At 69.9% G+C, this 25,556-nt stretch carries 23 protein-coding genes; 14 read left to right on the top strand and 9 right to left on the bottom strand.

Translation table 11 applies throughout. The features are described 5' to 3' along the window. Positions 1-9: 9 nt before the first annotated feature. From MUU77_RS03190 to MUU77_RS03180, 3 genes are all read right to left on the bottom strand, one after another. Positions 10-819 carry an NrdJb gene (locus MUU77_RS03190; RefSeq protein WP_245091505.1) on the bottom strand — a complete coding sequence of 270 codons (810 nt, stop codon included), beginning with the start codon at positions 817-819 and terminating at the stop codon, positions 10-12. A gap of 121 nt (positions 820-940) precedes the next feature. Next, positions 941-1,534, bottom strand: coding sequence for a hypothetical protein (locus MUU77_RS03185; RefSeq protein ID WP_245091503.1), 594 nt, complete (start codon positions 1,532-1,534; stop codon positions 941-943). 364 nt (positions 1,535-1,898) lie between these two features. After that, positions 1,899-4,049, bottom strand: coding sequence for an adenosylcobalamin-dependent ribonucleoside-diphosphate reductase (locus MUU77_RS03180; RefSeq protein ID WP_245091501.1), 2,151 nt, complete (start codon positions 4,047-4,049; stop codon positions 1,899-1,901). A 539-nt stretch (positions 4,050-4,588) separates the two neighbouring features. Between MUU77_RS03180 and MUU77_RS03175 the strand changes: the two genes are divergently transcribed. The 7 genes from MUU77_RS03175 (at position 4,589) to MUU77_RS03145 (ending at position 11,714) form a co-directional block, all read left to right on the top strand. After that, positions 4,589-6,058, top strand: a complete 1,470-nt coding sequence (locus tag MUU77_RS03175; protein WP_245094183.1) for a Do family serine endopeptidase — start codon at positions 4,589-4,591, stop codon at positions 6,056-6,058. Between the two features lie 195 nt (positions 6,059-6,253). Continuing rightward, positions 6,254-6,616, top strand: a complete 363-nt coding sequence (locus MUU77_RS03170) for a hypothetical protein (protein WP_056878612.1) — start codon at positions 6,254-6,256, stop codon at positions 6,614-6,616. Between the two features lie 9 nt (positions 6,617-6,625). Beyond that, positions 6,626-7,117: a phage holin family protein gene (locus MUU77_RS03165; RefSeq protein WP_245091499.1), complete on the top strand. Its 492-nt coding sequence runs from the start codon at positions 6,626-6,628 to the stop codon at positions 7,115-7,117. Beyond that, the gene (locus MUU77_RS03160) at positions 7,117-7,545 is read left to right on the top strand and encodes a protein sip-5 (protein WP_245091497.1); all 429 of its coding nucleotides are present in this window, start codon (positions 7,117-7,119) and stop codon (positions 7,543-7,545) included. The genes MUU77_RS03165 and MUU77_RS03160 overlap by 1 nt, the downstream gene beginning before the upstream one ends. A 201-nt stretch (positions 7,546-7,746) precedes the next feature. Continuing rightward, on the top strand, positions 7,747-8,841 hold the full coding sequence (locus MUU77_RS03155; RefSeq protein ID WP_245091495.1) for an AI-2E family transporter: 1,095 nt from the start codon (positions 7,747-7,749) through the stop codon (positions 8,839-8,841). Positions 8,842-9,606: 765 nt separating this feature from the next. Continuing rightward, complete coding sequence (locus MUU77_RS03150; RefSeq protein ID WP_245091493.1) at positions 9,607-10,347, top strand: HAD-IA family hydrolase; 741 nt, start codon at positions 9,607-9,609, stop codon at positions 10,345-10,347. Next, the gene (locus tag MUU77_RS03145) at positions 10,344-11,714 is read left to right on the top strand and encodes a leucyl aminopeptidase family protein (RefSeq protein WP_245091491.1); all 1,371 of its coding nucleotides are present in this window, start codon (positions 10,344-10,346) and stop codon (positions 11,712-11,714) included. Before MUU77_RS03150 ends, MUU77_RS03145 begins: the two co-directional genes overlap by 4 nt. A 174-nt stretch (positions 11,715-11,888) precedes the next feature. Here the strand turns inward: MUU77_RS03145 and MUU77_RS03140 are convergent, their stop codons facing one another. From MUU77_RS03140 to MUU77_RS03125, 4 genes are all read right to left on the bottom strand, one after another. Further along, complete coding sequence (locus MUU77_RS03140) at positions 11,889-12,491, bottom strand: response regulator transcription factor (RefSeq protein WP_245091489.1); 603 nt, start codon at positions 12,489-12,491, stop codon at positions 11,889-11,891. 200 nt (positions 12,492-12,691) lie between these two features. Continuing rightward, a complete protein-coding gene (locus tag MUU77_RS03135; RefSeq protein WP_245091488.1) occupies positions 12,692-13,882 on the bottom strand; it encodes a sensor histidine kinase in 1,191 nt (396 codons plus the stop codon). 27 nt (positions 13,883-13,909) lie between these two features. Continuing rightward, on the bottom strand, positions 13,910-14,668 hold the full coding sequence (locus MUU77_RS03130) for an ABC transporter permease (protein ID WP_245091486.1): 759 nt from the start codon (positions 14,666-14,668) through the stop codon (positions 13,910-13,912). After that, a complete protein-coding gene (locus tag MUU77_RS03125; protein WP_245091484.1) occupies positions 14,668-15,585 on the bottom strand; it encodes an ABC transporter ATP-binding protein in 918 nt (305 codons plus the stop codon). Before MUU77_RS03125 ends, MUU77_RS03130 begins: the two co-directional genes overlap by 1 nt. 257 nt (positions 15,586-15,842) lie before the next feature. On the opposite strand from MUU77_RS03125, the gene MUU77_RS03120 reads away from it, so the two are divergent. The 4 genes from MUU77_RS03120 to MUU77_RS03105 all read left to right on the top strand — a co-directional run bounded on the left by MUU77_RS03120 (position 15,843) and on the right by MUU77_RS03105 (position 20,473). Further along, on the top strand, positions 15,843-17,084 hold the full coding sequence (locus MUU77_RS03120) for an efflux RND transporter periplasmic adaptor subunit (protein ID WP_245091482.1): 1,242 nt from the start codon (positions 15,843-15,845) through the stop codon (positions 17,082-17,084). Between the two features lie 198 nt (positions 17,085-17,282). Continuing rightward, positions 17,283-17,975, top strand: a complete 693-nt coding sequence (locus MUU77_RS03115; protein ID WP_245091480.1) for an ABC transporter ATP-binding protein — start codon at positions 17,283-17,285, stop codon at positions 17,973-17,975. Positions 17,976-17,988: 13 nt separating this feature from the next. After that, positions 17,989-19,149: an FtsX-like permease family protein gene (locus MUU77_RS03110; protein ID WP_245091478.1), complete on the top strand. Its 1,161-nt coding sequence runs from the start codon at positions 17,989-17,991 to the stop codon at positions 19,147-19,149. A gap of 13 nt (positions 19,150-19,162) precedes the next feature. Further along, on the top strand, positions 19,163-20,473 hold the full coding sequence (locus MUU77_RS03105) for an ABC transporter permease (protein WP_245091476.1): 1,311 nt from the start codon (positions 19,163-19,165) through the stop codon (positions 20,471-20,473). 38 nt (positions 20,474-20,511) lie between these two features. Here MUU77_RS03105 and MUU77_RS03100 read toward each other — a convergent pair whose 3' ends face one another. Together MUU77_RS03100 and MUU77_RS03095 are read right to left on the bottom strand one after the other, a co-directional pair. Beyond that, positions 20,512-21,117, bottom strand: a complete 606-nt coding sequence (locus tag MUU77_RS03100; protein WP_245091474.1) for a nucleotidyltransferase family protein — start codon at positions 21,115-21,117, stop codon at positions 20,512-20,514. After that, positions 21,114-22,076 (bottom strand): XdhC/CoxI family protein, encoded by a 963-nt coding sequence (locus MUU77_RS03095; RefSeq protein WP_245091472.1) that lies wholly within the window; start codon positions 22,074-22,076, stop codon positions 21,114-21,116. Before MUU77_RS03095 ends, MUU77_RS03100 begins: the two co-directional genes overlap by 4 nt. A 169-nt stretch (positions 22,077-22,245) precedes the next feature. On the opposite strand from MUU77_RS03095, the gene MUU77_RS03090 reads away from it, so the two are divergent. Genes MUU77_RS03090 through MUU77_RS03080 form a run of 3 tightly spaced genes read left to right on the top strand, consistent with a single transcriptional unit; the run spans position 22,246 to position 25,556 of the window. Continuing rightward, positions 22,246-22,701: a (2Fe-2S)-binding protein gene (locus tag MUU77_RS03090; protein WP_245091470.1), complete on the top strand. Its 456-nt coding sequence runs from the start codon at positions 22,246-22,248 to the stop codon at positions 22,699-22,701. A 54-nt stretch (positions 22,702-22,755) separates the two neighbouring features. Further along, the gene (locus MUU77_RS03085; protein WP_245091468.1) at positions 22,756-24,948 is read left to right on the top strand and encodes a xanthine dehydrogenase family protein molybdopterin-binding subunit; all 2,193 of its coding nucleotides are present in this window, start codon (positions 22,756-22,758) and stop codon (positions 24,946-24,948) included. An 8-nt stretch (positions 24,949-24,956) separates the two neighbouring features. After that, the gene (locus tag MUU77_RS03080) at positions 24,957-25,556 is read left to right on the top strand and encodes a hypothetical protein (RefSeq protein WP_245091466.1); all 600 of its coding nucleotides are present in this window, start codon (positions 24,957-24,959) and stop codon (positions 25,554-25,556) included.

Here is a 25,556-nt window from a genome sequence, read left to right as displayed (position 1 = left end):
TGGTCCAGCTCACCCGCACTTCGAATAACCACAGTTCAAGCACGTCGCACACCCGTCCATGATGACGAGGGCCTTGGTGCTGCACTTGTGGCAAAGCGTGGCGGAGGGCGGGAAGCTGGCGCCGTCGCCGGTGACGGCGATGTCCTCGGCGGCGCCCAGGGCGGGCGCGGCCGGTACGGCGGGCGCGGCGGCGGGGGCCACGCTTACGTCAGCGTTTTTTTTTGCGCGGTCTTCGTACTGCTTGCGCTTCTCGGCCAGGATGGCGCGCTGGTGCGCGCTCATTTCCGGATCGTGGATCAGGCCGATGGACTTCATGTGCTCTTCCACGATGGCGCCCAGCTCGGCCACCAGCGACGGCATGTACACCCCGCCGGCCTTGAAGTACCCCCCGCGCGGGTCGAACACCGCCTTCATCTCGTCCACCAGGAACGTCACGTCGCCACCCTTGCGGAACACCGCCGACATGATGCGCGTCAGCGCCACGATCCACTGGAAATGCTCCATGGACTTGCTGTTGATGAAGATCTCGAACGGACGGCGCAGCTCGTGCTCGGTGCCGGCGTTCAGCACGATGTCGTTGATGGTCACGTACATGGCGTGCTCCACCAGCGGCGACTTGATCTTGTAGGTGCTGCCAATCAGGACTTCCGGGCGCTCGATGCGCTCGTGCATCTGGATGATGTTGTCCTGCGGGGTTTCCTTTTCCACCGTCTCGCGCGCCACCGACGCCGTGGGGACCAGCGCCGCGGCTTCGCGCGCCTTGTCTTCCGGGGTGAGCACGCTGTAGCCCTTGATTTTCTTGTCGATCTTGACGGCCATGACGGAGGAATCCTGTTCGTGTTCTGAAAGTTGTCGTCGATGGGCGGGGCCTGGCCTTCCGGGCCGGCGACCGCCCCAACCCTCCCCCGGACCCGGGGGAGGAGGGGTGAAGCATCAGGTCTTACTTACGGGCTGCTTTTTTCGCAGCTTTCTTCGGGGCCTTGCGGACGGCCTTCTTGGCCGCTTTCTTCGGGGCGGCTTTCTTCGCCACCTTCTTGGCGGGCGCCTTGCGGGCGACCTTCTTCACTGCCTTCCTGGCGGCCTTCTTGGCCGGCGCCTTCTTGGCGGCGGCCTTGCGGACGGTCTTCTTCACCGCCTTCTTGGCCGTGGCCTTCTTGCTGGCGGCCTTCCTGGTGGCCTTCTTGGCGGCCGACTTCTTGGTGGCCTTCTTGGCCGCCTTCTTGCCGGTCACCTTCTTCTGCAGGCTGGCGGCTTCGGCCTTGGCGCTGGCACTGGCCGCGGCCAGCGTCTTCTTGGCCTTGGCGACGGTCTTCTTCACCGCCTTGGTGGCCTTGTCGGTGCGCTTGGCCACGGCCTTCTTCGCCTTGGCGATGTCGGCGGTGACCGTCTTGCGCGCCTTCTTGGCCGCCTTCTTGGCCTTGGCCACCGTCTCGCTGGCGGTGGAGGCCACCGCTTCGCCGATGCCGGCCACTGTTTCCTTCACGCTCTCGGCGGCGCCGGAAAGCGTCGCCGTGACACCATTACCGTTGCTCATGCTGCCCTCCTTGTGGGCGAGGTTGTGACGCTGCCGATGCTATACCCGATGGCGCGGGGTGGAACGGTGAAGCGGATGAATCTTTGGTTCAACTTTTTGGAGCTTCCTCTCCCCGCCAGCGGGGAGACGTTCTTCTTTCTCCTTCTCCCCGCACGCGGGGAGAAGGTGGCCGAAGGTCGGATGAGGGGCGCTTTTCGCGAAGAGCAAAAGCAGCTCGCTGCGCTCGCTCCCCCTCACCTGCCCTCCGGGCATCCTCTCCCCGCAGGCGGGGAGAGGGGTAAAGCGGTGTTGCTTCCTTCTCCCCGCGTGCGGGGAGAAGGAGAGAGAAGAACCTCTCCCCGTTCGCGGGGAGAAGGCCAAGGCATCAGAACTTGCCGTAATACCCTTCCTTCAACGCATCGAACAGGTTGGCGGCGGTGTGCATCTCGCCGTCGTACTCGATCTGCTCGTTGCCCTTGACCTCGATGACGTTGCCGTCTTCCAGCTCGAAGCGGTAGGTGGTGTTCTCCAGGTCGGCTTCCTTCACCAGCACGCCCTGGAAGGCGGCCGGGTTGAAGCGGAACGTGGTGCAGCCCTTCAGGCCCTGCTGGTGGGCGTAGCGGTAGATGTCCTTGAACTGCTCGTACGGGTAGTCCGTGGGCACGTTGGCGGTCTTGGAGATGGAGCTGTCCACCCACTTCTGCGCGGCGGCCTGCACGTCCACGTGCTCCTTGGGGGAGATGTCGTCGGCGGCGATGAAGTAATCGGGCAGCTTGGCCTCCGGGTCGTCCGAGAACGGCATGGCCTTGGGGTTGACCAGTTCGCGGTAGGCCAGCAGCTCGTAGGAGTAGACGTCCACCTTTTCCTTGGACTTCTTGCCTTCGCGGATCACGTTGCGGCTGTAGTGGTGCGCGAACGAGGGCTCGATGCCGTTGCTGGCGTTGTTGGCCAGCGACAGGCTGATGGTGCCGGTGGGCGCGATGGAGCTGTGGTGGGTGAAGCGGCTGCCCACTTCGGCCAGCTCGTCCACCAGGTCCGGGGCCACCTCGGCCACGCGCTGCATGTAGCGGCTGTACTTGGCGTGCAGCACCTTGCCGGGGATCTCCTGGCCGACCTTCCAGCCGTCCTTCGCCATTTCCGGGCGCTGGCGCAGCATGGCGGCGGTGACGGTGAACAGCTCGTCCATGATCGGGGCGGCGCCCTTTTCCTTGGCCAGGGCCAGGCCCATCTCCCAGCCGGCCACGGCCATCTCGCGGGCGATGGCTTCGGTGAACTCGCAGGATTCGGGGCTGCCGTACTTGTGCTTGAGCATGGTCAGGGTGCTGCCCAGGCCCAGGAAGCCCATGCCGTGGCGGCGCTTGCGCAGGATCTCCGCCTGCTGCTGCGGCAGCGGCAGGCCGTTGACTTCCACCACGTTGTCCAGCATGCGGGTGAACACGCGCACGACTTCCTTGTATTCCTCCCAGTCGAAACGGGCCTGGTCGGTGAAGGGGTCGCGCACGAAGGTGGTCAGGTTGACCGAGCCCAGCAGGCAGGCGCCGTAGGGCGGCAGCGGCTGCTCGCCGCAGGGATTGGTGGCGCGGATGGTCTCGCACCACCAGTTGTTGTTCATCTCGTTGACGCGGTCGATCAGGATGAAGCCCGGCTCGGCGTAGTCGTACGTCGAGACCATGATCATGTCCCACAGGTGGCGGGCGCGGATGTGGCCGTAGATCTTGCAGGCCACCAGGCCGTCGTCGCGGACGATGTAGTTCTTGTGGGTGGGCCACTCGCGCCAGACGACCTGCGAAGCGTCCTCGACGTCGATGTCGCCCTTCTCCTTGATGTTCACCGGGAACACCAGCGGCCAGTCGGCGTCCTGGTCCACCGCCTGCATGAAGCCGTCGGTGATCAGCAGCGACAGGTTGAACTGGCGCAGGCGGCCGTCTTCGCGCTTGGCGCGGATGAAGTCCTTCACGTCCGGGTGCGAGATCTCGAACGTGCCCATCTGCGCGCCGCGGCGGCCGCCGGCGCTGGAGACGGTGAAGCACATCTTGTCGTAGATATCCATGAAGGACATCGGGCCGGAGGTGTAGGCGCCGGCGCCGGCGACGAAGGCGCCCTTCGGACGCAGGGTGCTGAACTCGTAGCCGATGCCGCAGCCGGCCTTCAGGGTGAGGCCGGCCTCGTGGACCTTCTCCAGGATGCCGTCCATCGAGTCCTCGATGGTGCCGGACACGGTGCAGTTGATGGTGCTGGTGGCCGGCTTGTGCTGCTGGGCGCCGGCGTTGGAGGTGATGCGGCCGGCCGGGATGGCGCCGCGGCGCAGCGCCCACACGAAACGCTCGTACCAGTAGGCGCGCTTCTCGGGGGTGGCTTCGGCGTCGGCCAGGGCGCGGGCCACGCGCTGGTAGGTGCCATCGATGTCGGCGTCCAGGGCCTCGCCCTGCTTGGTCTTCAGCCGGTACTTCTTGTCCCAGATGTCCTGGGACGCCGGTTGCATGGGGATCAGGGTGGGCTGTTCCGTCTTGACCGCCTCAAGGCGCACCGTACTCATGGTTGTGTTGTTCTCCTGAAAACGACTGGAACTTCTCTAATGACTGTGGCGGGCAGGCCTGGGCCTGCCCCGGTATCTCATCGCGGACCCGGACGACGGGGACGCCGGCGCGGGCCGCCGCACAGGATGCGCTGCCCGGATGGCCGGATTGTGGTGGTGGGCCCTGACGTTGCCGTGCTGCCCACTGCGTCCCTCGCCCTCATGCGCCAATCCCCAAAGGCGCCCGATTTCCCAAGCGCAAAGCCCGACGTGAAACACCAGTGCTTGGGTCCGCTTCGTGCTGGACCGCAACATCTTGTGTCAGCACGAAGTGGTCAAACTACGCCCGGGGGTGCCCCCTGTCAACCGGATTGACATGACAATGGCATGGCTCTCCACCCACCGTCCGTCGTCGCGCGCCGGGTCCGGCCAGGGCGGTGCACAGGGTGAACTTCATTGCCGGTTTAGGGGTCCGTGCGCAGACTCATTCAGGTTACGCGGGAGGCCTCCGGCGCCCGCTCCCTCTTGCAACGAGCTGCCGACCGACCATGAAGAAAGCGCTGCGCCCGTTCCCCACCCTGATCGCCCTGTCCGCCGCCGCCGCGTTCGGCGGGTTTGCCGCCACCGGCCTGAACGACCTGCTGCAGAAGCCGGCCAACGCCGCACCCGCGGCGGCGGCCGCCGTACCGGCCGCCGCCGCCCTGCCCACCGCGGTGGACGGGCAGGCGCTGCCTTCGCTGGCGCCCATGCTCAAGCGCGTCACCCCCGCGGTGGTCAGCGTGTACAGCCGGCAGACCGTGCGCGTGGCCAGCCCGCTGGGGCCGTTCGGCGATGACCCGATCTTCCGCCGCCTGCTGGGCATCCCCGACATGCCGCGCGAGCGCGTGGAACGCGCGCTGGGCTCGGGCGTCATCGTGGATGCCGCGCGCGGCTACGTGCTGACCAACCACCACGTGGTGGAAAACGCCGACGGCGTGTCGGTCACGCTCAGCGACGGCCGCCAGGTGGAAGCCGAGTTCATCGGCTCGGACCCGGACACCGACGTGGCCCTGATCCGCATCCCCTCCCAGGGCCTGACCGCGGTGCCCATGGCCAACAGCGACCAGCTGCAGGTGGGCGATTTCGTGGTGGCGATGGGCAACCCCTACGGGCTGGGCCAGACCGTCACCTCGGGCATCGTCTCGGCGGTGGGGCGCAGCGGCATCCCGGTGGCGGGCTACCAGAACTTCATCCAGACCGACGCCTCGATCAACCCGGGCAACTCCGGTGGCGCGCTGGTGGACCTGCAGGGCCGGCTGGTCGGCATCAACACCGCCAGCTTCAACCCGCGCGGCAGCATGGCCGGCAACATCGGCCTGGGCTTCGCCATTCCCATCAACATGGCGCGCGGCATCATGGAGCAGCTGATCGCCAACGACGGCGTGGTGCGCCGGGGCACGTTCGGGGTGGAATCGCAGGACGTGGACGAGCGCGTGGCGCGCGGCCTGGGCCTGGACCTGCCGCGCGGGGCGCTGGTGACCCGCGTGTACCCCGGATCGGCCGCGGCCGAGGCCGGACTGCAGCCCGGCGACGTGGTGCTGGCGGCCAACGGCCAGCGCATCGACAACCGCGCGGCGCTGCACAACTTCGAAGGCCTGCAACCGGTGGGCACGCGCGTGGCGCTGGACGTGCGCCGCGACGGCAGGCCGCTGCAGCTCAACGTGGCCCTGAAGGAGGGCGCGCGCAGCGCCGACGGCGCCAGCCTGGATCCGCGCCTGGCCGGCGCCACCCTGAAGGAGATGGACGAGTCGGCGCGGCAGGCCGTGCGCGGCATGATCCGCGGCGCGCAGGGCGGCGTGCAGGTAGGCAACGTGGCGCGCGACAGCCGCGCATGGAACAGCGGCCTGCGCCCGGGTGACATCATCGTGGCCAGCAGCAGCGGCGAGTTCGGCGACCTGCCCGGGTTCCGCGCCAGCTTCGAGCGCAAGCCCGCGCAGCTGGTGCTGAACATCCTGCGCGGACGCGGCACGGGCCGGCTGCTGATGCAGTGAGGAAGGCCAGGAACGAGTGATGAGGAACGAGCAGCGAGGGGCGGGCGGGGCAAGTGGCTCTCACTCTCCACGCCGCAGCCCCCACTCGTTCCTCGTTCCTAGCCACTCGTTCCTCGCCCCCAGCCATCTAACAGCCCGTTCACCCCCGTGCATTAGAGTGGCCCCATCCCCCGCCTGCAGGAGACACCCATGAGCATGCCCACCAACACCGATGCCTTGAAGTCCAACCTGGGCGAGGCCGGTTCGCACCTGGCGTCGGCCGCCGCGGCCGCTGGCGAGGCCATCAAGGGCGCGGCCAGCGCCGCTGGCGACGAGCTGCGCCTGGGCAAGGCGAACGTGAAGTCCGAACTGGCCGACAGCGCGCTGTCGGGCATCGCCGCGGCCGAAGCCGGCGGCGGCGCCGCGCGCGAGCAGGTGGACGCCCTGATGGACAAGGGCCGCGACCTGATCGACAGCGCCGCGGACCTGATCCGCGAGCGGCCGCTGGCCTCGTTCGGCGTGGCCTTCGCCGCCGGCTGGATCATCGCCAAGCTGGCGCGCAGCGGCGGCGACAAGTAAGCCGGCCGCGTGAGCGACGCGCCCCGCGATACCGACACCCCCGCGCCGCCCGACCTGGCCGACACCCTGAAGGAGGTCGGCGCGGCGGGCCGCGCGGCGTTCGGCTCGGCCAAGGATGCCGGGCGCGCCTTCCGCGGCCTGGTCTCGGCCGACTTCGCCCTGGCCCGCAGCGCCTTCGGCCGCGCGCTGGCCTGGGCCGGGGTGGCCATCGTGTTCGGCGCCTCGGCGTGGCTGCTGGTCACCGGCGCGCTGATCGCGCTGATGCAGCGCTTCGGGTTCTCGTGGCTGCAGGCGCTGTCGCTGGCGGCGCTGCTCAGCCTGGCAGTCACCGCGCTGGCGGTGTGGAAGGTGGGGCGCTACTTCGACTACACCGGCATGCATGCCACGCGGCGCCAGCTGTCCAGGCTGGGCCTGTTCGACGAGGACGCCGCGCTGGACGATGGGCCGCCGGCCGCCGGCACCGCGCACGACCCGCGCGCGGCCGACCACGGAGGCGCGTGATGCGCTTCGAGAAGCTGCTGCAGCACGTGCAGCGGGCCGAGCGGCGGGTCGAGCTGCGCGCCACCCACGCACAGCTGCAATGGGCCACGCTGAAGCAGGCCTGGCGCGCAGGCTGGACGCCGGGCCGCATCGTCATTGCCGGCGTGGTCAGCGGCTTCCTGGTGGGGCGGTCCGAGCCGCTGCGCGCGCTGACCGGCGCCCGCTGGATGCAGATGTTCACCGCCGTCTCCAGCTTCCTGGCCACCGCGCAGGCGGCCGCCGCCGCCGAGACCGCCGAGCAGGCCGCCGACACCGCGCAGGAAGCGCAGGAACAGGCCGACACGCAGGCCGACGAAGAGCCGATGGTGGACGAGGCCTTCGACGAGGACGAGATCGTGGTCACCGCGCCGCGCCCGGCCGAAGCGGCGACGGAGCTGTCCGAGCGCTGAGGCGCTTGCGGTGGTGGGAGCGACGTGAGTCGCGAACGCGCGCCACCCGTCGTGGGGAAAGCCGGCCGTTCTTCTCCCGGACGCGCTGCGGCGCGTCCACCCTCCTGCATCCGGCGCCGCTATCGGGGCGCGCTCGCGACTCACGTCGCTCCCACGGGGGACGTTGCACAATCGCGCATTCCTTCCGGCGGCCCCCTGCCCATGAGCACACCTGCCCCACCCGACGCGCCCGCGGCCCCCGCCCCGCCGCCGCCACGCCCGCGCGCCTCCACCCCGGTGCTGGTACTGGCCACGCTGGCGGTGGGCTACACGATGTGGGCCGCGCAGGACCTGCTGCTGCCGGTGCTGCTGGCGATGTTCTTCGCCCTGGTCGGCAACCCGATCATCCGCGTGCTGCGCCGGCTGTACGTGCCGCGCTTCCTGGGCGCGCTGATCGTGCTGCTGGGCGGCATGGCCACCACCGGGCTGCTGGCGCAGAAGATGCTGCCCTCGGCGATGGAGTGGGCGCAGCAGGCGCCGCGCGAGATGCGCCAGCTGGCGCCCAAGCTGCGCGAGCTGACCAAGCCGGTGCAGGACGCCAACAAGGCCGCCGAGAACTTCGCCCGCGCCGCCGCCGGCACCCAGACGGGGCGGCAGCCGCAGGTGGTGCAGGCCACCCCCGACGACCCCTACGGCAAGCTGCTGGCCACGCCGCGCGTGCTGGCCTCGCTGCTGGCGGTGGTGCTGCTGACGTTCTTCTTCATGGTGTACGGGGAGAACCTGCAGCGGAATGCCATCGCGCTGCTGCCGGGGCGGCAGCAGAAGAAGTTCACCGTGGAGATCCTGCACTCCATCGAGCGCGAGGTGTCGCGCTACGTGCTGACCATCAGCATCATCAACACGGTGGTGGGCCTGGTGTTCGCCTGCGTGCTGTACCTGCTGGGGCTGCCGCTGGCCGAGGCGCTGCTGTGGGGCACGATGGCGGCGCTGCTGAATTTCGCGCCGTACGTGGGGCCGCTGATCGGGATGGTGGCGATGCTGCTGGTGGGCTTCATCAGCTTCGAGGAGCCGTTCCAGTCGATGCTGCCGGCGGTGGCCTACCTGGTGCTGCACACGATCGAGGGGCAGATCGTCACCCCGATCATCCTGGGCAGGCGGATGGCGCTGTCGCCGCTGGTGCTGATCCTGGCGCTGATGCTGTTCGGGTGGTTGTGGGGGATCATCGGGTTGCTGCTGGCGGTGCCGCTGCTGGTGTGCGTGAAGCTGGTGCTGGCGCGGGTGGAGGGCATGGAGGGGTGGGCACGGTTGTTGGAGTGAGCGCTACGCTTCATTGAGCCTGCGGCGTCCGCTCTCTGATTGGCGAGCATGGCGCCGCTCGCCGCGGGGGCCCTACTTTTCTTTGCTTGTGCAAAGAAAAGTAGGCAAAAGAAACACACCCCGGCGGTCCGCCCGCCGCTGTGCGGCGGGTGCGCAGTCCCGACGGGAATTTTCGGACGGGGCCTCCTGCCCCGGCCGAAAACGGCGCACATCCTTGTGCGCCGCCCTGCGGGTTTTACCCGCCGGGACTGCCGGACCTAAGGGGCCCCGGGAGCAAAAGCAAACGCGTCCGCGCCCGCGATCTGCATGTGCTGTTGCTGTTGTTGTTGTTGCTGTTGCTCCTGCTTTTCGGGGCCCCCATGAGGCACGCCGAGCGGGCCGGGTAAAACCCGCAGGGCGCCGTCATGGATGACGGCGTTTTCGTATGGCACAGGGATGTGCCATACGAAAATTCCCGGCCCGCTCGCGGACCCGGAGCGCGCAGCGCGCAGGGCGTGCCGCCTGGGGCGTTTTTCTTTGGTTCCTTTCTTTGCACGAGCAAAGAAAGGAACGCCCCCGCGGCGAGCGGCGCCATACCGAAGAAAATGAAGGCCTGTCCCGCAAGGCCACCGAATCAGAAAGCCATCGCGGATGTGGCCCCAGCAACGGAAAGCGAAGAACCATCTTCGTTTCCCCTCACCCCAACCCCCTCTTCCACTGGGACAAGGGCTCCCTCCAGCCTGACGGAGTGAAAGGCAGCCCGGGACGGGGTGTAAAATCGCCGCGATGAGCTTCCCCGTCCGCGCCATCACCCTCGACCTCGACGACACCCTCTGGCCGTTCGCCCCCATCGGCGCCCGGATCGAGCGCGTCCTCGACGACTGGCTGCGCCAGCACAGCCCCGCCACCGCCGCCATGTTCCCGGTCGAGCGCATGCGCGCCGTGCGCGAGCAGGTGTTTGCCGCGCACCCGCAGCACAAGCACGACCTCAGCATCCTGCGCCGGATGACGCTGGAACACGCCCTGCGCGAGAGCGGCGCCGACATGGCCCTGCTGGAACCGGCCTACGAGACCTTCTACGCCGCCCGCAACCAGGTGGAGTACTACCCGGACGCACGGGCGGCCCTGGAGCGCATCGCCGCACGCCTGCCGGTGGCCGCGGTGACCAACGGCAACGCCGACCTGCAGCGGATCGGGCTGGGCCACCTGTTCGTGCATCAGATCCATTCGCGCGAACACGGCGCCGCCAAGCCCGAGGCCAGCATCTTCCTGGCCGCCTGCGAGCGCCTGGGCGTGCCACCGGCCGAAGTGCTGCACGTGGGCGACCACATCGAGATGGACGTGCTGGGGGCCGCGCGCGCCGGCCTGCGCAGCTGCTGGATCAACCGGCCGGAAGACCACGACGGCCAACCCCGCGCCTGGACGCACGAAACCCTGCGTCCGGACCTGGAATTTCCCACCCTCACCGCGCTGGCCGACTGGCTGGACGCCCACCCCGACTTCGCCACGGAACACGCCGCCGCATGAGCGCCGCCCTCGCCTACACCGATGCCTCCTCCAGCGCCCGCGCGCTGCACGTGCTGGACCGCACGCAACTGGCCGCCTGGCGCACCACCCAGTCCGCCGCGGTCAATGCCTGGATCGACGCGCAGGCGTTTGCCGCCGGTGCGGGTTCGCTGCTGTTGCTGCCGGGCGAGGACGGGCTGGCGGGCGCGCTGATCGGCATCGGCGATGCGCTGGACCCCTACAGCTACGCACACGCGCCGTTCGGTTTGCCGGCCGGCGACTGGCAGCTGGCCAGCGACCTGTCCGCAGAAGCACGCACCGCGCTGCAGCTGGGCTGGGGCCTGGGCAGCTACAGGTTCGACCGCTACAAGCAGCCCGCGCGCAAGCCCGCACGGCTGGTGCTGCCGCAGGCCGATGCCGAAGCGCTGGACCTGCTGGCGGCCAGCTTGCAGGTGCGCGACCTGGTCAACACGCCCACCGAGCACATGGGGCCGGACGAGCTGGAAGCCGCGGTGCGCGAGCTGGCCGCCACCCACGGCGCGCAGGTCGAGGTGGTCGCCGGCGACGCGCTGCTGGCGCAGAACTTCCCCGCCATCCACGCGGTGGGCCGCGCCTCGCACCGCGCGCCGCGGCTGATCGCGCTGCGCTGGGGCGATGCCTCGCAGCCGCACGTGGCGCTGGTCGGCAAGGGCGTGTGCTTCGACACCGGCGGCCTGGACATCAAGCCGGCCGACGGCATGCGCAACATGAAGAAGGACATGGGCGGCGCGGCGCATGCCATCGCGCTGGCCCGTCTGGTGATGGCGCGCCGGCTGCCGGTACGGCTGACCCTGCTGGTGCCGGCGGTGGAGAACAGCATCGGCCCGAACGCCTTCCGTCCCGGCGAGGTGATCGCCACCCGCAAGGGCGTCAGCGTGGAGATCGACAACACCGATGCCGAAGGCCGCGTGATCCTGTGCGATGCGCTGGCCTACGCGGGCGAGCAGTCGCCCGAACTGCTGCTGGACTTCGCCACGCTGACCGGCGCGGCACGCATCGCGCTGGGTCCGGACCTGCCGGCGCTGTTCGCCAACGACGATGCCGTGGCCCACGACTGGATCGCCGCCGGCGAACGCACGCGCGACCCGGTGTGGCGCATGCCGCTGTGGCGCCCGTACCTGCGCTACCTGACCAGCGGCATCGCCGACCTGGCCAACGCCGGCTCGCGCATGGCCGGCGCGGTGACCGCCGCGCTGTACCTGGAGCGCTTCGTGCCGGACGGCATGAAGTGGGCGCACCTGGACGTGTACGCATGGAACGACAGCGACCGGGCCGGCCGTCCCGCCGGTGGCGAAGCCCTGGCGCTGCGCAGCGCCTACGCGATGCTGAAGGCACGCTACGGCGCGTGACGTTGCCCCCTGCAGGAGCGACGTCAGTCGCGACCGTGGCCCCGAAGCCACGTGAACCGGTCAAAGACGCGACGAGCGTCGCATGCCCATTCCTGCGCAATAGCGCAAGCCATCGGAACGCGGGGACGCGTGCGGTCGCGACTGACGTCGCTCCTAGAGCAGGCGTTTCATTTCCTACAACCACCCGCGCTGGCGCGCCAGCCGGTAGGCTTCGATGCGGTTGCCCACCCCGAGCTTGCCGATGGCTTCGGACAGGTAGTTGCGCACCGTGCCCTGCGAGAGGTTGAGCTGCCTGGCGATGTCGCCGGCCGATTGCCCTTCGCCGGCCAGCCGCAGCACCTGGCGCTCGCGGTCGTTCAACGGGTCCGCGTCGGACCAGGCTTCCAGCGCCAGCTGCGGATCGATGGCGCGGCCGCCCCGGTGCACCTTGCGCAGCGCTTCGGCCAGGTCTTCGGCCGGCGCATCCTTCAGCAGGTAGCCGGATACGCCGGCCTCCAGTGCGCGCCGCAGGAAGCCGCTGCGCGCGAAGGTGGTGACGATGACCACCTTGCACGCCAGTTCGTGCCGCTGGATGCGCTGGGCCAGCTCCAGCCCGCTCAGGCCGGGCATCTCGATGTCGGTGACCAGCAGGTCGGGCTTGAGCCGTTGCAGTTCGCGCCACGCCGTCTCGCCATCGGCCGCGCCGCCGACCACCTCGATGTCGCGTTCCATGCCCAGCAGCGCGGTGAGCGCACCCCGCACCATGGCCTGGTCTTCGGCGAGCAGTACGCGGATCATGGAGATGTCGTGGCAAAAAGATTGAACGTCACGCTAGTGAATCACACTCGTGAAGTGGACTGCCCATTGTAGGAGTGGTGCAGGCAAGTCTGCACCGGTAAGTCGCGACCGCACGGGTGGCGCAGCCATGGAAACAAGCGAGGCAGCCTGCATCCGCGCACGCGTCGAGATGAGGGTGTGTCCGGCCATGCGGTCGCGACTCACGTCGCTCCTACAGGGGCTTTCTCTGGTGCCGTCACGACATCGGACCCCGACGGCAGCGGCAGCACGATCTCAACGCAGGTCCCCTGCCGCAAGGTGGAATCGATGCGCAGGCGTCCGCCGCGTGCTTCCACACGCTCGCGCATGCCGCCCAGGCCGTTGCCGGGCACGGCGGCGCTGCCGACGCCGTTGTCGCGGATGCGCAGATGCGCGTGTCCGTCGCTGCAGGCCAGCGCGACTTCGGCGATCGTGGCGCGCGCGTGGCGCTGGATGTTGGTCACCGCCTCGCGCAGGCTCAGCGCGAGCACGGTCTCAAGATCGGCCGGCAGCGCCACGTCCTGCGCCTGGTAGCGCAGGGTGACGCCGTCCGATTCCAGCAGCAGGCGCGCCGAGGCCAGTTCGGCCGCCAGTCCGGCCGCGCGGATGCCGGTGACCGCGCGCCGCACCTGCGCCAGCGCATCGCGGGCGACGCGGCTGACTTCGTCGATCTCGTTGCGCGCGGCCTGCGGGTCGCGGGCGATCAGCCGGCCGGCCAGGTCGGATTTCAGCGCCACCAGCGACAGCGTGTGGCCCAGCAGGTCGTGCAGGTCGCGGCCGATGCGCTCGCGTTCGGCCAGCGCGGCCAGCCGGCGCACTTCCTCGTGCGAGAGTTTCAGCTCGGCGCGCTTGCGCACCGTTTCGGACTGGAAGTAGTTGCCGGTGAACACGGCCACCGAGATGATGGCGGTCAGTATCGGCACGAACACCGGGAACCCCAGCCACACCGACAGGCCATGGTAGGCGCCCAGCAATGCCGCCAGCACGGCCAGCCGCAGCCACACCGCGCCGGGCAGCAGCGCGACGAAGGCCGCCGCGTAGATGATGTAGGTGTTGGAGAAGGCGTTGTACGCCATCAGCCCGCAGCCGAGCGCGGCGATGCCCAAGGTGCACAGCACCCGCGTCATCGCACTGCCGCGGTAGGCCAGGAAGTACATCGGCAGGAACGCCGCGATCGATGCCAGCGTCGGCCACAGGCGCCAGTGCAGGTTGCCGCCCCAGTCGCCCCCGGACGGCACCAGCACCGGCATGAACAGGAACACCAGGTAGCCCAGCAGGAAGAGGGGCATCCAGCCCAGGCCCAGCGCCTCCGGGACCAGGGCGTCGCGCAGGCGGGTCAGCCGACGCAGCAGCGGAGAGGAAGACGGGTTCATCGCAGGCTCCTTGCTCGACGGTCCGGTTCACCGCACCAGGCGGCGGCGCGCCAGCAGGAAGAACACGATCGTCATCCCGGCCAGTACGGCGACATGCAGCGGCAGCGGACGCCCTGCATCCACGCCGACCACCTTCTGCGCGACCTGCGCCAGATGATACGCCGGCCATGCCGGCGCCAGCGTCTGCAGCATCGCCGGAAGCATCGTCAGCGGCACCCACAGCCCCGACAGGAACGCCATAGGCAGGTAGACCAGGTTGATCAGCGCGGGCGCACCGCGGCCGCCGACCAACGTGCCCAGCCACAGCCCCAGCGCGCTGAAGGGCAGCACGCCCAGCAGGCACGTCGCCGCCCACCCGGCCCACTGCGCGGCCGACAGCCGCACCTGCGCCACGCCGGCCGCGATGGCGGCGAGCAGCAGCAGGATGATCGCGGCGAACAGCAGCGCCATGGCCATCTTCGCCACCAGGTAGGCCCCCGGCGGCATCGGCTGCGCACGCTTGAGCGTCAGCAGGCCCTGTTCGCGATCCATCGCCACGGTCACGCCGAAGCCGAACAGCGCCACGCCGATCACGCCGAATACGCCATAGCCCGCCAGCAGGTACTGCGCGGCGACCGGCCCGCCCTTGCCGCCCAGCAGCACGCCGAACAGCAGGTAGAACACCGGCGGAAACAACAGGGCAGGCAGTGAGAACGAGGGCGTGCGCAGCAGGCGGAGGAATTCGTAGCGGGCTTCGAGCACGTACGCCCGCGTGGACGAAAACGGAACGGTGGCGACGGTATCCATCAGGCGGCTTCCTTCTGCGTGTCACGGGTGAGGGCCAGGAAGGCATCCGCCAGGCCGGCGCGCTGCACTTCCAGCTCCGTGAGTGCGGGATCCTCGTCCAACAGCCGGCGGACCACCGGCTCGGCCGCATCGACGACGATCTCCAGCCGCTCGCCGTCGTGCTGCGCGCGCTGCACCCCCGGCCAGCCCTGCACCCGCGCCGCCGGCAGCGTGGTGCTGCAGCGGATGCGTCGTTGCGCCACGTGGGCGCGGATCTGCGCCACGGTGCCTTCGGCCACGACGCGCCCGTGGTTGAGCACCACCACGCGATCGGCCAGCGCTTGGGCTTCTTCCAGGTAATGCGTGGTCAGCAGCACCGCGCAGCCCTGCGCGCCCAGTTCGCGGATCGCCTTCCACAGCGTCTGCCGGGCATCCAGGTCCAGGCCCGTCGTGGGTTCGTCGAGGAACAGCAGCCCGGGCCGCCCGCAGAGGGCCAGCGCGAACTGCACGCGCCGCTGCTGGCCGCCGGACAGCCGGCCGTAGCGGCGGTCCATCAGGCCGTCCAGCCCGGCCAGCGCCACGCAGTCGGCCACGCTGCGCGGACGCGGGTAGTAGCTGCGGGTCAGGTCGATCAGCTCGCGCACCTGCAACGTGTCCGGCACGGCAGCCGTCTGCAGCATCACGCCGATGCGCCGGCGCGCGGCCAGGTCCTGCGGTGGCAGGCCGAACAGTTCCACCTGCCCCGCCTGCGGACGCTGCAGGCCCAGCAGCAGGCTGATCGCGGTGGTCTTGCCGGCCCCGTTGGGGCCGAGCAGGGCCAGCACCTGGCCGGCCGGCAACGCCAGATCCAGACCGTCGAGCGCCAGGGTGCGGCCATACTGATGGCGCACGCCACGCAGCCGGGCGAGCGCGGGGGAAGGGAGGGTCGCCGTGTCCATGCCAAGGAGCCTTGCCGGAAGAGGGACACAGCCTGCGCCCTCGCCCCGCCTGTGATCAGTGGCGCCCCTCAGGCGAATCAGATGACAGGTGTCACTGGGATGCGCCCGCCGGAGCGTCGATGATGCGCACCCTCCCGGCCTGTTGCCGGCCCGTTGCCGGGCCGGGCCGGCCGGTTCCTGCATGAAGTGACTTCCGGCAACTAGGCTTCCGTTACCCTTGCTGGTCACACTTCCCCGCATTCACCGTCTGGATACGCATGAACACCTCTGCCGACCTGCTGAAGGAACTCCGCATCGACCGCAAGGCACCGCCGCCGGAGCCCGCATCGCGCCGCGGCCTGTGGATCACGCTGGGCGTGGTCGCCGTGCTGCTGGCGCTGGCCGCGGCCGGCTGGGCATTGTTCGGGCGCGAGAAGCCGATCGAAGTGCGCACCGCGCCCACGGTGGCGATGGGCAACGGCGGTGCCGCCGCCTCGGTGCTGGACGCCTCCGGCTACGTGGTCGCACGGCGCATGGCCACGGTGTCGGCCAAGATCACCGGCAAGGTGCGCGAAGTGCTGATCGAGGAAGGCATGAAGGTCGAAGCCGGCCAGGTGATGGCCACGCTCGACCCGGTGGATGCCGACGCCAGCCGTGCGCTGTCGCAGGCGCAGGTCGAGGCCGCGCGCTCGCAGGTGGCGAACGTGCAGGCGCAGCTGACCGAGGCCGAGGCCCATGCGCGCCGCCTGTCCTCGCTGGTGCGGCAGCAGTTGGTCGCGCGCTCGCAGTACGACCAGGCGGTCGCCACCCGCGACGCCCTGCGCGCGCAGCTGCAGGCCGCGCAGCGCAACGTCACCGTGGCCAGCCGCAGCCTGGCCATTTCCGACAACGGCGTGGACAACACCATCGTGCGCGCACCGTTCGCCGGCGTGGTGATCGCCAAGGCCGCGCAGCCCGGCGAGATCGTCTCGCCGCTGGCCACCGGCGGCTATACCCGCACCGGCATCGGCACCATCGTCGACATGGACTCGCTGGAAGTGGAAGTGGAGGTCAACGAGTCCTTCATCGGCCGCGTGCAGCCGAAGATGCCGATCCAGGCCACGCTGAACGCCTATCCCGACTGGCAGATCCCCGGCGAGGTGATCGCCATCATCCCCACCGCCGACCGCAGCAAGGCCACGGTGAAGGTGCGCGTGGCGCTGGCGGTGAAGGACCCGCGCATCGTCCCCGACATGGGCGTGCGGGTGAGCTTCCTGGAAGCGGCCCGGCCGCAGCAGGCCGCGCAGCCCAAGGGCGTGCGTGCGCCGGGCGCCGCCGTGGTCGAGCGCGACGGCGCGCAGGTGGCCTTCGTCGTCGGCGACCAGGACACCGTGCAGCGGCGCGCGCTGAAGGTCGCCGGCAAGCTGGGCGACGACGTGCATGTCACCCAGGGCCTGGACGCGGGCGAAACCGTCGTCCTGGACCCGCCCGCCGAACTGCAGGACGGTGCCAAGGTCGTGCTGGCCGAAGACACCGAGTAAGCCCGCAAGGCGCCGCGTGAGGATGTCCTCGCGGCGGCGAACCACCGAACACCGGGCGCCGTTGCACCGGCGCCCGTCGATCCCGGGCGGCGCCATCCGTCGCCCCACGGGCGTCCCGTGTCCCTCGAGGGCGGGATCCGCCCTGCTTGAACCGCAGCATCGCCGTCCGCCTTTCCGTCTCCTACAAGGATCCTGCCGATGTCTTCCCTGGTTTCCATCCGCAACGTCACCAAGACCTACCAGCGCGGCCCCGAGAAGGTGCAGGTGCTGCACGGCATCGACCTGGACATCCCGCACGGCGATTTCGTCGCGCTGATGGGTCCGTCCGGCTCGGGCAAGACCACCCTGCTGAACCTGATCGGCGGCCTGGACACGCCCACGGCCGGCGAGATCGAGATCGAGGGCCAGCGCATCGACCGCATGAACGACGGCCAGCTGGCGCACTGGCGCAGCTCCAATGTCGGCTTCGTGTTCCAGTTCTACAACCTGATGCCGACGCTCACCGCGCAGCGCAACGTCGAGCTGCCGCTGCTGCTGACCAAGCTGGGCGCGGCGCAGCGCAAGCGCAATGCCGAGATCGCACTGCAGCTGGTGGGCCTGGCCGACCGCAAGTCGCACCGCCCCAACGAGCTGTCCGGCGGCCAGCAGCAGCGCGTGGCGATCGCCCGCGCCATCGTCTCCGACCCGACCTTCCTGATCTGCGACGAGCCCACCGGCGACCTGGACCGCCATTCGGCCGAGGAGATCCTCAACCTGCTGAAGATGCTCAACCGCGAGCACGGCAAGACCATCATCATGGTCACCCACGACCCGAAGGCGGCCGAGTACGCCACCCACACCATCCACCTGGACAAGGGCGAACTGGTCGACGCCCCGGCCGCGGCGCACTGATCCGGAGGCGGACATGAAATATTTCTCGTTGATCTGGTCGGCGCTGTTCCGCAGCAAGACGCGGACGCTGCTGACCCTGCTGTCGGTGGTGGCGGCGTTCCTGCTGTTCGGCCTGCTGGACTCGGTGCGCGTGGCGTTCAACTCCGGCGGCAGCGTCGCCGGCGCGGACCGCCTGGTGGTGGCCTCGCGCCTGTCGATCACGCAGATGCTGCCGTACAGCCTGCTGACCCGCATCGAATCCACGCCCGGCGTGAAGAAGGCCACGTATGCGGCCTGGTTCGGCGGCATCTACAAGGACCCGAAGAACTTCTTCCCCAACTTCTCGGTGGGCCCGGGCTATCTGGACATGTACCCGGAGTACATCGTCGATCCGGCGCAGGTGAAGGCCTGGGAGGCCGACCGCACCGGCGCCATCGTCGGCGAGAACCTGGCCAGGCGTTTCGGCTGGAAGGTCGGCGACACCATTCCGCTGCAGGCGACGATCTTCCCGCAGAAGGACGGCAGCAATGCCTGGCCGCTCACGCTGCGCGGCACGTTCAGACTGGCCGACTCCAAGCGCAAGGGCGAGGAGAACCAGCTGATCTTCCACTGGAAGTACTTCGACGAAGCCAACCAGTACGTCAACGGCCAGGTCGGCTGGTACATGGTGAAGCTGGACAACGTGAACCACGCCACCCGCGTGGCCAAGGCCATCGATGCGATCTCGGAGAACTCCGCGCACGAGACCAAGACCCAGACCGAGCAGGCGTTCAACCAGTCCTTCGCCAAGCAGTTCGCCGACATCGGCCTGATCGTCACCGCGATCATGGCGGCGGTGTTCTTCACCCTGCTGCTGCTGACCGGCAACACCATGGCGCAGGCGGTGCGCGAGCGCATCCCGGAACTGGCGGTGCTGAAGACGCTGGGCTTCACCAACGGCACCGTGCTGGTGCTGGTGCTGGTGGAGGCGGTGCTGCTGATCGTGCTGGGCGGCGTGCTGGGCATGGGCCTGGCCTCGGTGATGATTCCGGTGGTCAGCGGCGCCAGCAACGGCATGATCGCCCTGCCCACCATCCCCGCCCAGACCTGGGCGCTGGGGCTGTCGCTGATGGTCGCCATCGGCCTGATCGTCGGCGCGCTGCCGGCGACGCGGGCGATGCGCCTGAAGATCGTCGACGCCCTGGCCGGCCGCTGAGAGGAGACACCACATGAAGAAGCAATGGTTGGGCAATCTGGTCTCCATCGTGCTGCTGGCCGTCGGCCTGGCGGCGTGGATCGTGTCGCCGTGGTTCGTGGTGGCCGGCCTGGCGGTGCTGCTGGCGCTGTGGCTGTTCCTCACCCGCAGCGGCCGACTGTCGCTGGAGGCGGCCAGGATCGGCATCGCCAGCCTGCCGCAGCGCTGGGGCGCCTCGTCGGTGATCGTGGTCGGCATCGCCGGCGTGGTCGGCGTGCTGGTGGCGATGCTGGCGATGGGCGAAGGCTTTTCGGCCACGCTCAAGCAGACCGGCAGCGACGACACCGCCATCGTGCTGCGCGGCGGCTCGCAGGCGGAAACCAACTCGGTCATCACCCGCGACCAGGTGCCGCTGATCTCGACGCTGGCCGGCATCGCCAAGGACAAGGACGGCCGCGCATTGCTGTCGCCGGAGCTGTCGCAGATCGTCAACCTGCCCACCGCCGGCAGCGGCGAGGACGCCAATGCGCAGTTCCGTGGCGTCAGCGAAGCGGCCTGGGCGATCCGTCCGCACATCAAGCTGATCGAAGGCCGCAAGTTCAACGTCGGCGTGCGCGAGATCGTGGTCGGCCAGGGCGCCAAGGGCCAGTACCGCGGCCTGGACATCGGCAAGACGCTGCGCCTGGGCAACCAGGACTGGACGGTGGTGGGCGTGTTCGCCGCCGGTGATGCGCACGACTCGGAGCTGTGGACCGACATCGACACGCTCTCCTCGGCCTATGACCGCCGCGCCTACCAGTCGGTCACCGTGCGCACCGCCGGCAAGCCGGGCTTCGAGCAGTTCAAGAAGGCCATGGAGAACGACCCGCGGCTGAAACTGGACGTACTGACCACGCGCGACTATTACACCAAGCAGTCCACCGGCCTGACCACGCTGATCAGGGTGCTGGGCACGGTGATCGGCAGCATCATGGCCATCGGCGCGGTGTTCGGCGCGCTGAACACCATGTACGCCGCCGTTGCCGGCCGCGCGCGCGAGATCGCCACCATGCGTGCGATCGGTTTCCGTGGCCTGCCGGTGGTGATGGCGGTGATGCTGGAGACGATGCTGCTGGCCCTGCTGGGCGGGCTGCTGGGCGGGCTGATCGCCTGGGCCGTGTTCAACGGCTACAGCGTGGCCACGCTGGGCAGCAACTTCAGCCAGGTGGTGTTCCAGTTCAAGGTCACGCCCGAGCTGTTGTGGAGCGGGCTGAAGTGGGCCCTGGGCATCGGCCTGGTGGGCGGGCTGTTCCCGGCGCTGCGCGCGGCGCGCCTGCCGATCACGCAGGCCCTGCGCGCGATCTGATGCAACCGGGCGGGGTGCCGGCCCACGCCGGCACCTCGTCACGCGAGGGGATCCAGCCACCCCCGCGATACGGCCCCCGCAATATCCTCCGGGGTGTCGATATCGACACCCAGATCCGGCGCCTCGCAGGCGATGACGCCGGCACCTGCCGCATTCAGCACATCGCGCAGGCCGCGATCTCCCCGCGCCGCCATTGCGGCCCGCAGCATCGTCGGCGCCACGACGGCGGGGACACCCACGCGGTCGGCCAGGCGCGTCGCGGCGGAACCCGACGGCGCACGACCAGACGCCTCCAGCAATGCCTGCAGGTGCGCGGCCTCCAGTGCCGGCTGGTCGCAGGTCAGCAGCAGCGTGGCGCGGGCATGCGCGGCAAGCGCATCCACCGCGGTGCGCAGGCTTCCTGCCAGACCCTCGCGCCAGCGCGCGTTGCACAGGCACTCCACGGGCAGGTCGCGCACCGCGGCCGCCACATCATCCGCCTGCGCACCGACGATCACCAGCACGCGTGCCGCGCCCGACGCCAGGGCCAGCCGTGCGGCGCGGTGCACCAGCGTCTCGCCATCGCGCGTCAGCAGTTGCTTGGGACGGCCCAGGCGCGTGCTGCCGCCCGCGGCCAGCACCACGGCGGCATGCGGCTTGGTCATGGCGTCTCGCCGTGCCGCCAGGCCTGCAGCTGGGCGACGATGCTCAACGCGATGGCCTCCGGACCCTGTCCGCCCAGCCTGAGCCCCACGGGCGAGCGCAGGCGCGGCGACAGCAGCGCAGGCGTCGGCGCCGGGAGTACCCGCAACAGGTCTTCGCGGCGACGCACCGGCCCCAGCAGGCCGATGAAAGGAATGCGGGTATGCGCCAACGCCTCCAGCGCCTCCCGGTCGTGTTCGAAATGATGGTGCATGACCAGCGCCGCATCGGGCGCGGGTTGCAGGCTGCGCAGCGCATCGGCGGGCGGCTGCATCAGCCACGCGTCGGCGATGTCGGTGTCGGGAATCCAGCGCGCGCGCCGCTCGACCATGCTGACGTGCCAACCGAGCGGACGCAGCGCCTGCAGCAGCGACGGGGTTTCCGGTCCCGCGCCGAAGACCGCCACGCGCGCCGGAGGCGGCACGCTGACATCGCCGGCCAGGCTGACCGTCGGTTCCCCGGCATGGCGCACCAGCGTCCAGTGCAGGCTCACCTCGCCCACCCGCAGGTGCACCTCGCCGTCGGCGGACAACGCCAAGCCCAGCGTGCCGCGGCCCGCCCACCACGCCTGCACGGCGGTGGCCCAGCCGGGCATGCGATCCAGCGGCAGCAGCACCAGGCGCAGACGGCCGCGACAGCCGACGGCGGAGCCGGCGAACAGGTCCTCATCGTCGCGGGTGTCGATCTCCATCGCGCCCACGGCGCCGACGGCGGCGGCATGGCGCGCGCGCCTGGCGATCTCGGGCTCCAGGCAGCCGCCGCTCAGCCAACCCACCTGCGTCTGGTCCGGGCCGAACAGCGCCATGGCCCCTGCGCGGACATACGTCGAGCCTTCGGTGGCCACGACGACGGCCAATGCACGGCCATCGGTGTCCTCACCGGCGCGGGCGGACGCGAGCAGCACGTGAGGGGACGCGGTCATGGCACCACGATGGCGCAAGCCGCGGGGCGAAGGCAACGCCCGGCGCGCCGGTCGGGGCATCGGGCAAGCATCCCGCAGGATCGTGCAAACATCGACCCGTGGCTTCACTGGCATGCAACGCGGGCGCGGAGTATCGTCGCCCGGTCCCACGCCGCCGCCAGGAGACGCCATGAAGTTGAACGTCAACGGGGCCGAGCGCGAAGTCGACGCGCCGGACGACATGCCGCTGCTCTGGGTCCTGCGCGACCTGATGGGCCTGACCGGTACCAAGTTCGGCTGCGGCATCGCCCAGTGCGGCGCCTGCACCGTGCATGTCGATGGCGCGCCGCTGCGCGCCTGCGTCACGCCGGCATCCGCCGTCGCCGGCAGGAAGATCACCACCATCGAAGGCCTGTCGGCCGACGGCTCGCATCCGGTGCAGAAGGCGTGGGCGGAACTGGACGTGGTGCAGTGCGGCTACTGCCAGTCCGGCCAGATCATGTCGGCCGCCGCCCTGCTCGCCAAGGTCCCCTCGCCCAGCGACGCCGACATCGACCAGGCGCTGTCCGGCAACCTGTGCCGCTGCGGCACCTACCAGCGCATCCGCGCCGCCGTGCACCGCGCGGCCGACATCGGCAAGGCCTGATCCGGTGCGGTGACGCCCGTCATCGCATTCCCCACGTTCGACGGAGGCTGTTCCGTGAACCTCGAAACTTCTTCCCCGCGCCGCGACTTCCTGCGCGCCACCGCACTGGCCGGTGGCGGCCTGGTGATCGGCTTCCTCGTACCCGGCGCGCGCCGCTACGCCATGGCGCAGGACGCGGCCGCCGCCCCGGCCGCCGCGTTCGTGCCGAACGCCTTCCTCAGCATCGCCGCCGACGACACCATCACCGTGCAGCTGGCGCATGCCGAGATGGGCCAGGGCATCTGGACCACGCTGCCGATGCTGATCGCCGAAGAGCTGGATGCCGACTGGTCGAAGATCCGCGTCGAGCACGGTGCGGCGGACAAGGCCTACACCAGTCCGGTGTTCGGCATGCAGGGCACCGGCGGTTCCACCACCACCTGGTCCGAGTTCGACCGCTACCGGCAGGCCGGTGCGACCGCGCGGGCGATGCTGCTGCAGGCGGCGGCCGCGCGCCTCAAGGTGCCCGTCGACCAGCTGCGCACCGAGAACGGCGCGGTGGTGTCCGGCACCACGCGGCTGCGCTACGGCGAACTCGCCGACGAGGCCGGCAGGCAGACCCCGCCGGCACTGGATGCATTGAAGCTGCGCGACCCGAAGGACTGGAAGCTGATCGGCAAGCCGACCAAGCGCCTGGACACGCCGGAGAAGATCACCGGCAAGGCCCGGTTCGGCATGGACGTGCAGTTCGAGGGCCTGCTGACGGCGGTGGTGCTGCGCTCGCCGGTGTTCGGCGGTACGGTCAAGTCGTTCGACGCCACCCAGGCGCGCGCCGTGGCCGGCGTGCGCAACGTGGTGCAGGTGCCCAGTGGCGTGGCCGTGATCGCGGATCACTACTGGGCCGCCAAGCTCGGCCGCGATGCGCTGCAGGTGGTGTGGGAAGCGGGCGACGGCGCCAAGCTGGACAGCACCGCGCTGCGGCAGCAGTTCTCGCAGCTGGCGACCGAGGAGGGACCGACCGCGGTGCGCGCCGGCGACGTGACGGCCGCACTCGGCAAGGCCGCGAAGACCGTCGAGGCCGAGTACGCCGTGCCCTACCTCGCCCATGCCGCGATGGAACCGCTGAACTGCACGGTGAAGATCGGCGACGGCGAGTGCGACATCTGGTGCGGCACCCAGTTCCCCACCCTGGACCAGAACAGCGCCGCGAAGATCCTCGGCATTGCGCCGGAAAGGATCCGCATCCACACGCCGTTCCTCGGCGGCGGCTTCGGCCGTCGCGCCACGCCGACCTCGGACGTGGTGTCCGAGGCCGTCGAGGTCGCCAAGGCCGCGAAGGCGCCGGTCAAGACGGTGTGGACGCGCGAGGACGACACCCGCGGCGGCTACTACCGCTCGGCGTTCGTCGAGAAGATCAAGGTCGGCCTGGGCGAGGACGGCCTGCCGGCGGCATGGCACCAGGTGATGGTGGGCCAGTCGATCATGGCCGGCACCTTCATGGAAGCGATGATGGTCAAGGACGGCATCGACGCCACCTCGACCGAGGGCGTGGCCAATTCGCCGTACGTCCTGGGCACGCCCGCGCACCGCGTCGACCTGCATTCGCCCAGGACCGGCATCCCCGTGCTGTGGTGGCGCTCGGTCGGCCACAGCGTCAACGGTTTCGTGATGGAAGGCTTCGTCGACGAACTGGCGCACGCCGCGGGCCAGGACCCGGTGGAGTACCGGCGCAGACTGCTGAAGGACCACCCCCGCCATCTCGCGGCACTGGACCTGGCCGCCGAAAAGTTCGGCTGGGACGCGCCGCCCGCGCAGGGCCGCGGCCGCGGCATCGCGGTGCACGAGTCCTTCGGCAGCTACGTGGCGCAGGTCGCCGAAGTGTCGATCGAGGACGGCAGGATCCGCGTGCACCGCGTGGTGTGCGCCATCGATTGCGGCGTGGCCGTCAATCCGGCGGGCGTACAGGCGCAGATGGAGTCCGGCATCGTGTTCGGCCTGAGCGCCGCGCTGCATTCCACGCTCACGCTCCGCGAGGGCCAGGTGCAGGAATCCAATTTCCACGACTACCCGGTGTTGCGGATGAACGAGATGCCGCAGGTGGAGGTGCACATCGTGCCCAGCACCGAGAAGATGGGCGGCGTGGGCGAACCCGGCACGCCGCCGATCGCGGCCGCGGTGGCCAACGCGGTGTTCGCCCTGACCGGCCAGCGCCTGCGCGAACTGCCGCTGCGCCTGCCGACGTCCACCTCCTCGACGCCGACCGCCTGAGGCCCGCCATGCGCATCCTGATGATGTCCCTGACCGTGCTCCTGCTGGTGGCGTGCAAGCCCCGCATCAGCGAGGAGCAGAAAGCCCTGGCGCTGACCGCGTTCGCCACGGTGGAGGAGGTGTTCCAGCATCCGCGCTGCAGCAACTGCCACATTCCCGGCGACGCGCCGCTGCAGTTCGACGCGCAGGTGCCGCATGCGATGAACGTGGTGCGCGGGCCGGACGGCAAGGGCGCGCCCGGCCTGCCCTGTTCCACCTGCCATGGCGAACAGAATTCGCCGGCCAGCTACGGCCCGCACGCGCCGCCGGGCGCACCGCACTGGCAGCTGCCGCCGCCCGACCAGAAGATGGCGTGGATCGGCCTGCCCGCCGACCAGTTGTGCGCGATGATCCAGGACAAGGACCGCAACGGCGGCCGCGACTTCGACGCGCTGCTCAAGCACGTGGCCGAGGACAAGCTGGTGCTGTGGGGCTGGAACCCCGGCGGCGAACGCGCACCGGTGCCGGTACCGCACGACCGCTTCGTCGCGGCGTTCAGGACGTGGGCGGAGGCGGGTGGGCCCTGCCCCTCGCCTGGCGCCACCGCGGCCGGCGGCGCCGCGCGCTGA

This window comes from Pseudoxanthomonas sp. F37, from assembly GCF_022965755.1.
GTDB lineage: Bacteria > Pseudomonadota > Gammaproteobacteria > Xanthomonadales > Xanthomonadaceae > Pseudoxanthomonas_A.
The sequence above is the reverse complement of the archived record's forward strand: the minus strand, read 5'-3'. Positions and strand labels throughout refer to the sequence as shown.

Excerpts from the sequence above, each read along its gene's own strand:
- MUU77_RS03170 (WP_056878612.1), top strand. The coding sequence starts at position 6,254 with ATGCCCACCAACACCGATGCCTTGAAGTCCAACCTGGGCGAGGCCGGT.
- MUU77_RS03110 (WP_245091478.1), top strand. The coding sequence starts at position 17,989 with ATGAAATATTTCTCGTTGATCTGGTCGGCGCTGTTCCGCAGCAAGACG.
- MUU77_RS03080 (WP_245091466.1), top strand. The coding sequence starts at position 24,957 with ATGCGCATCCTGATGATGTCCCTGACCGTGCTCCTGCTGGTGGCGTGC.
- MUU77_RS03145 (WP_245091491.1), top strand. The coding sequence starts at position 10,344 with ATGAGCGCCGCCCTCGCCTACACCGATGCCTCCTCCAGCGCCCGCGCG.
- MUU77_RS03140 (WP_245091489.1), bottom strand. The coding sequence starts at position 12,491 with ATGATCCGCGTACTGCTCGCCGAAGACCAGGCCATGGTGCGGGGTGCG.
- MUU77_RS03115 (WP_245091480.1), top strand. The coding sequence starts at position 17,283 with ATGTCTTCCCTGGTTTCCATCCGCAACGTCACCAAGACCTACCAGCGC.
- MUU77_RS03100 (WP_245091474.1), bottom strand. The coding sequence starts at position 21,117 with ATGACCAAGCCGCATGCCGCCGTGGTGCTGGCCGCGGGCGGCAGCACG.
- MUU77_RS03130 (WP_245091486.1), bottom strand. The coding sequence starts at position 14,668 with ATGGATACCGTCGCCACCGTTCCGTTTTCGTCCACGCGGGCGTACGTG.
- MUU77_RS03155 (WP_245091495.1), top strand. The coding sequence starts at position 7,747 with ATGAGCACACCTGCCCCACCCGACGCGCCCGCGGCCCCCGCCCCGCCG.
- MUU77_RS03120 (WP_245091482.1), top strand. The coding sequence starts at position 15,843 with ATGAACACCTCTGCCGACCTGCTGAAGGAACTCCGCATCGACCGCAAG.
- MUU77_RS03160 (WP_245091497.1), top strand. The coding sequence starts at position 7,117 with ATGCGCTTCGAGAAGCTGCTGCAGCACGTGCAGCGGGCCGAGCGGCGG.
- MUU77_RS03125 (WP_245091484.1), bottom strand. The coding sequence starts at position 15,585 with ATGGACACGGCGACCCTCCCTTCCCCCGCGCTCGCCCGGCTGCGTGGC.
- MUU77_RS03185 (WP_245091503.1), bottom strand. The coding sequence starts at position 1,534 with ATGAGCAACGGTAATGGTGTCACGGCGACGCTTTCCGGCGCCGCCGAG.
- MUU77_RS03105 (WP_245091476.1), top strand. The coding sequence starts at position 19,163 with ATGAAGAAGCAATGGTTGGGCAATCTGGTCTCCATCGTGCTGCTGGCC.
- MUU77_RS03095 (WP_245091472.1), bottom strand. The coding sequence starts at position 22,076 with ATGACCGCGTCCCCTCACGTGCTGCTCGCGTCCGCCCGCGCCGGTGAG.
- MUU77_RS03180 (WP_245091501.1), bottom strand. The coding sequence starts at position 4,049 with ATGAGTACGGTGCGCCTTGAGGCGGTCAAGACGGAACAGCCCACCCTG.
- MUU77_RS03135 (WP_245091488.1), bottom strand. The coding sequence starts at position 13,882 with ATGAACCCGTCTTCCTCTCCGCTGCTGCGTCGGCTGACCCGCCTGCGC.
- MUU77_RS03190 (WP_245091505.1), bottom strand. The coding sequence starts at position 819 with ATGGCCGTCAAGATCGACAAGAAAATCAAGGGCTACAGCGTGCTCACC.
- MUU77_RS03090 (WP_245091470.1), top strand. The coding sequence starts at position 22,246 with ATGAAGTTGAACGTCAACGGGGCCGAGCGCGAAGTCGACGCGCCGGAC.
- MUU77_RS03150 (WP_245091493.1), top strand. The coding sequence starts at position 9,607 with ATGAGCTTCCCCGTCCGCGCCATCACCCTCGACCTCGACGACACCCTC.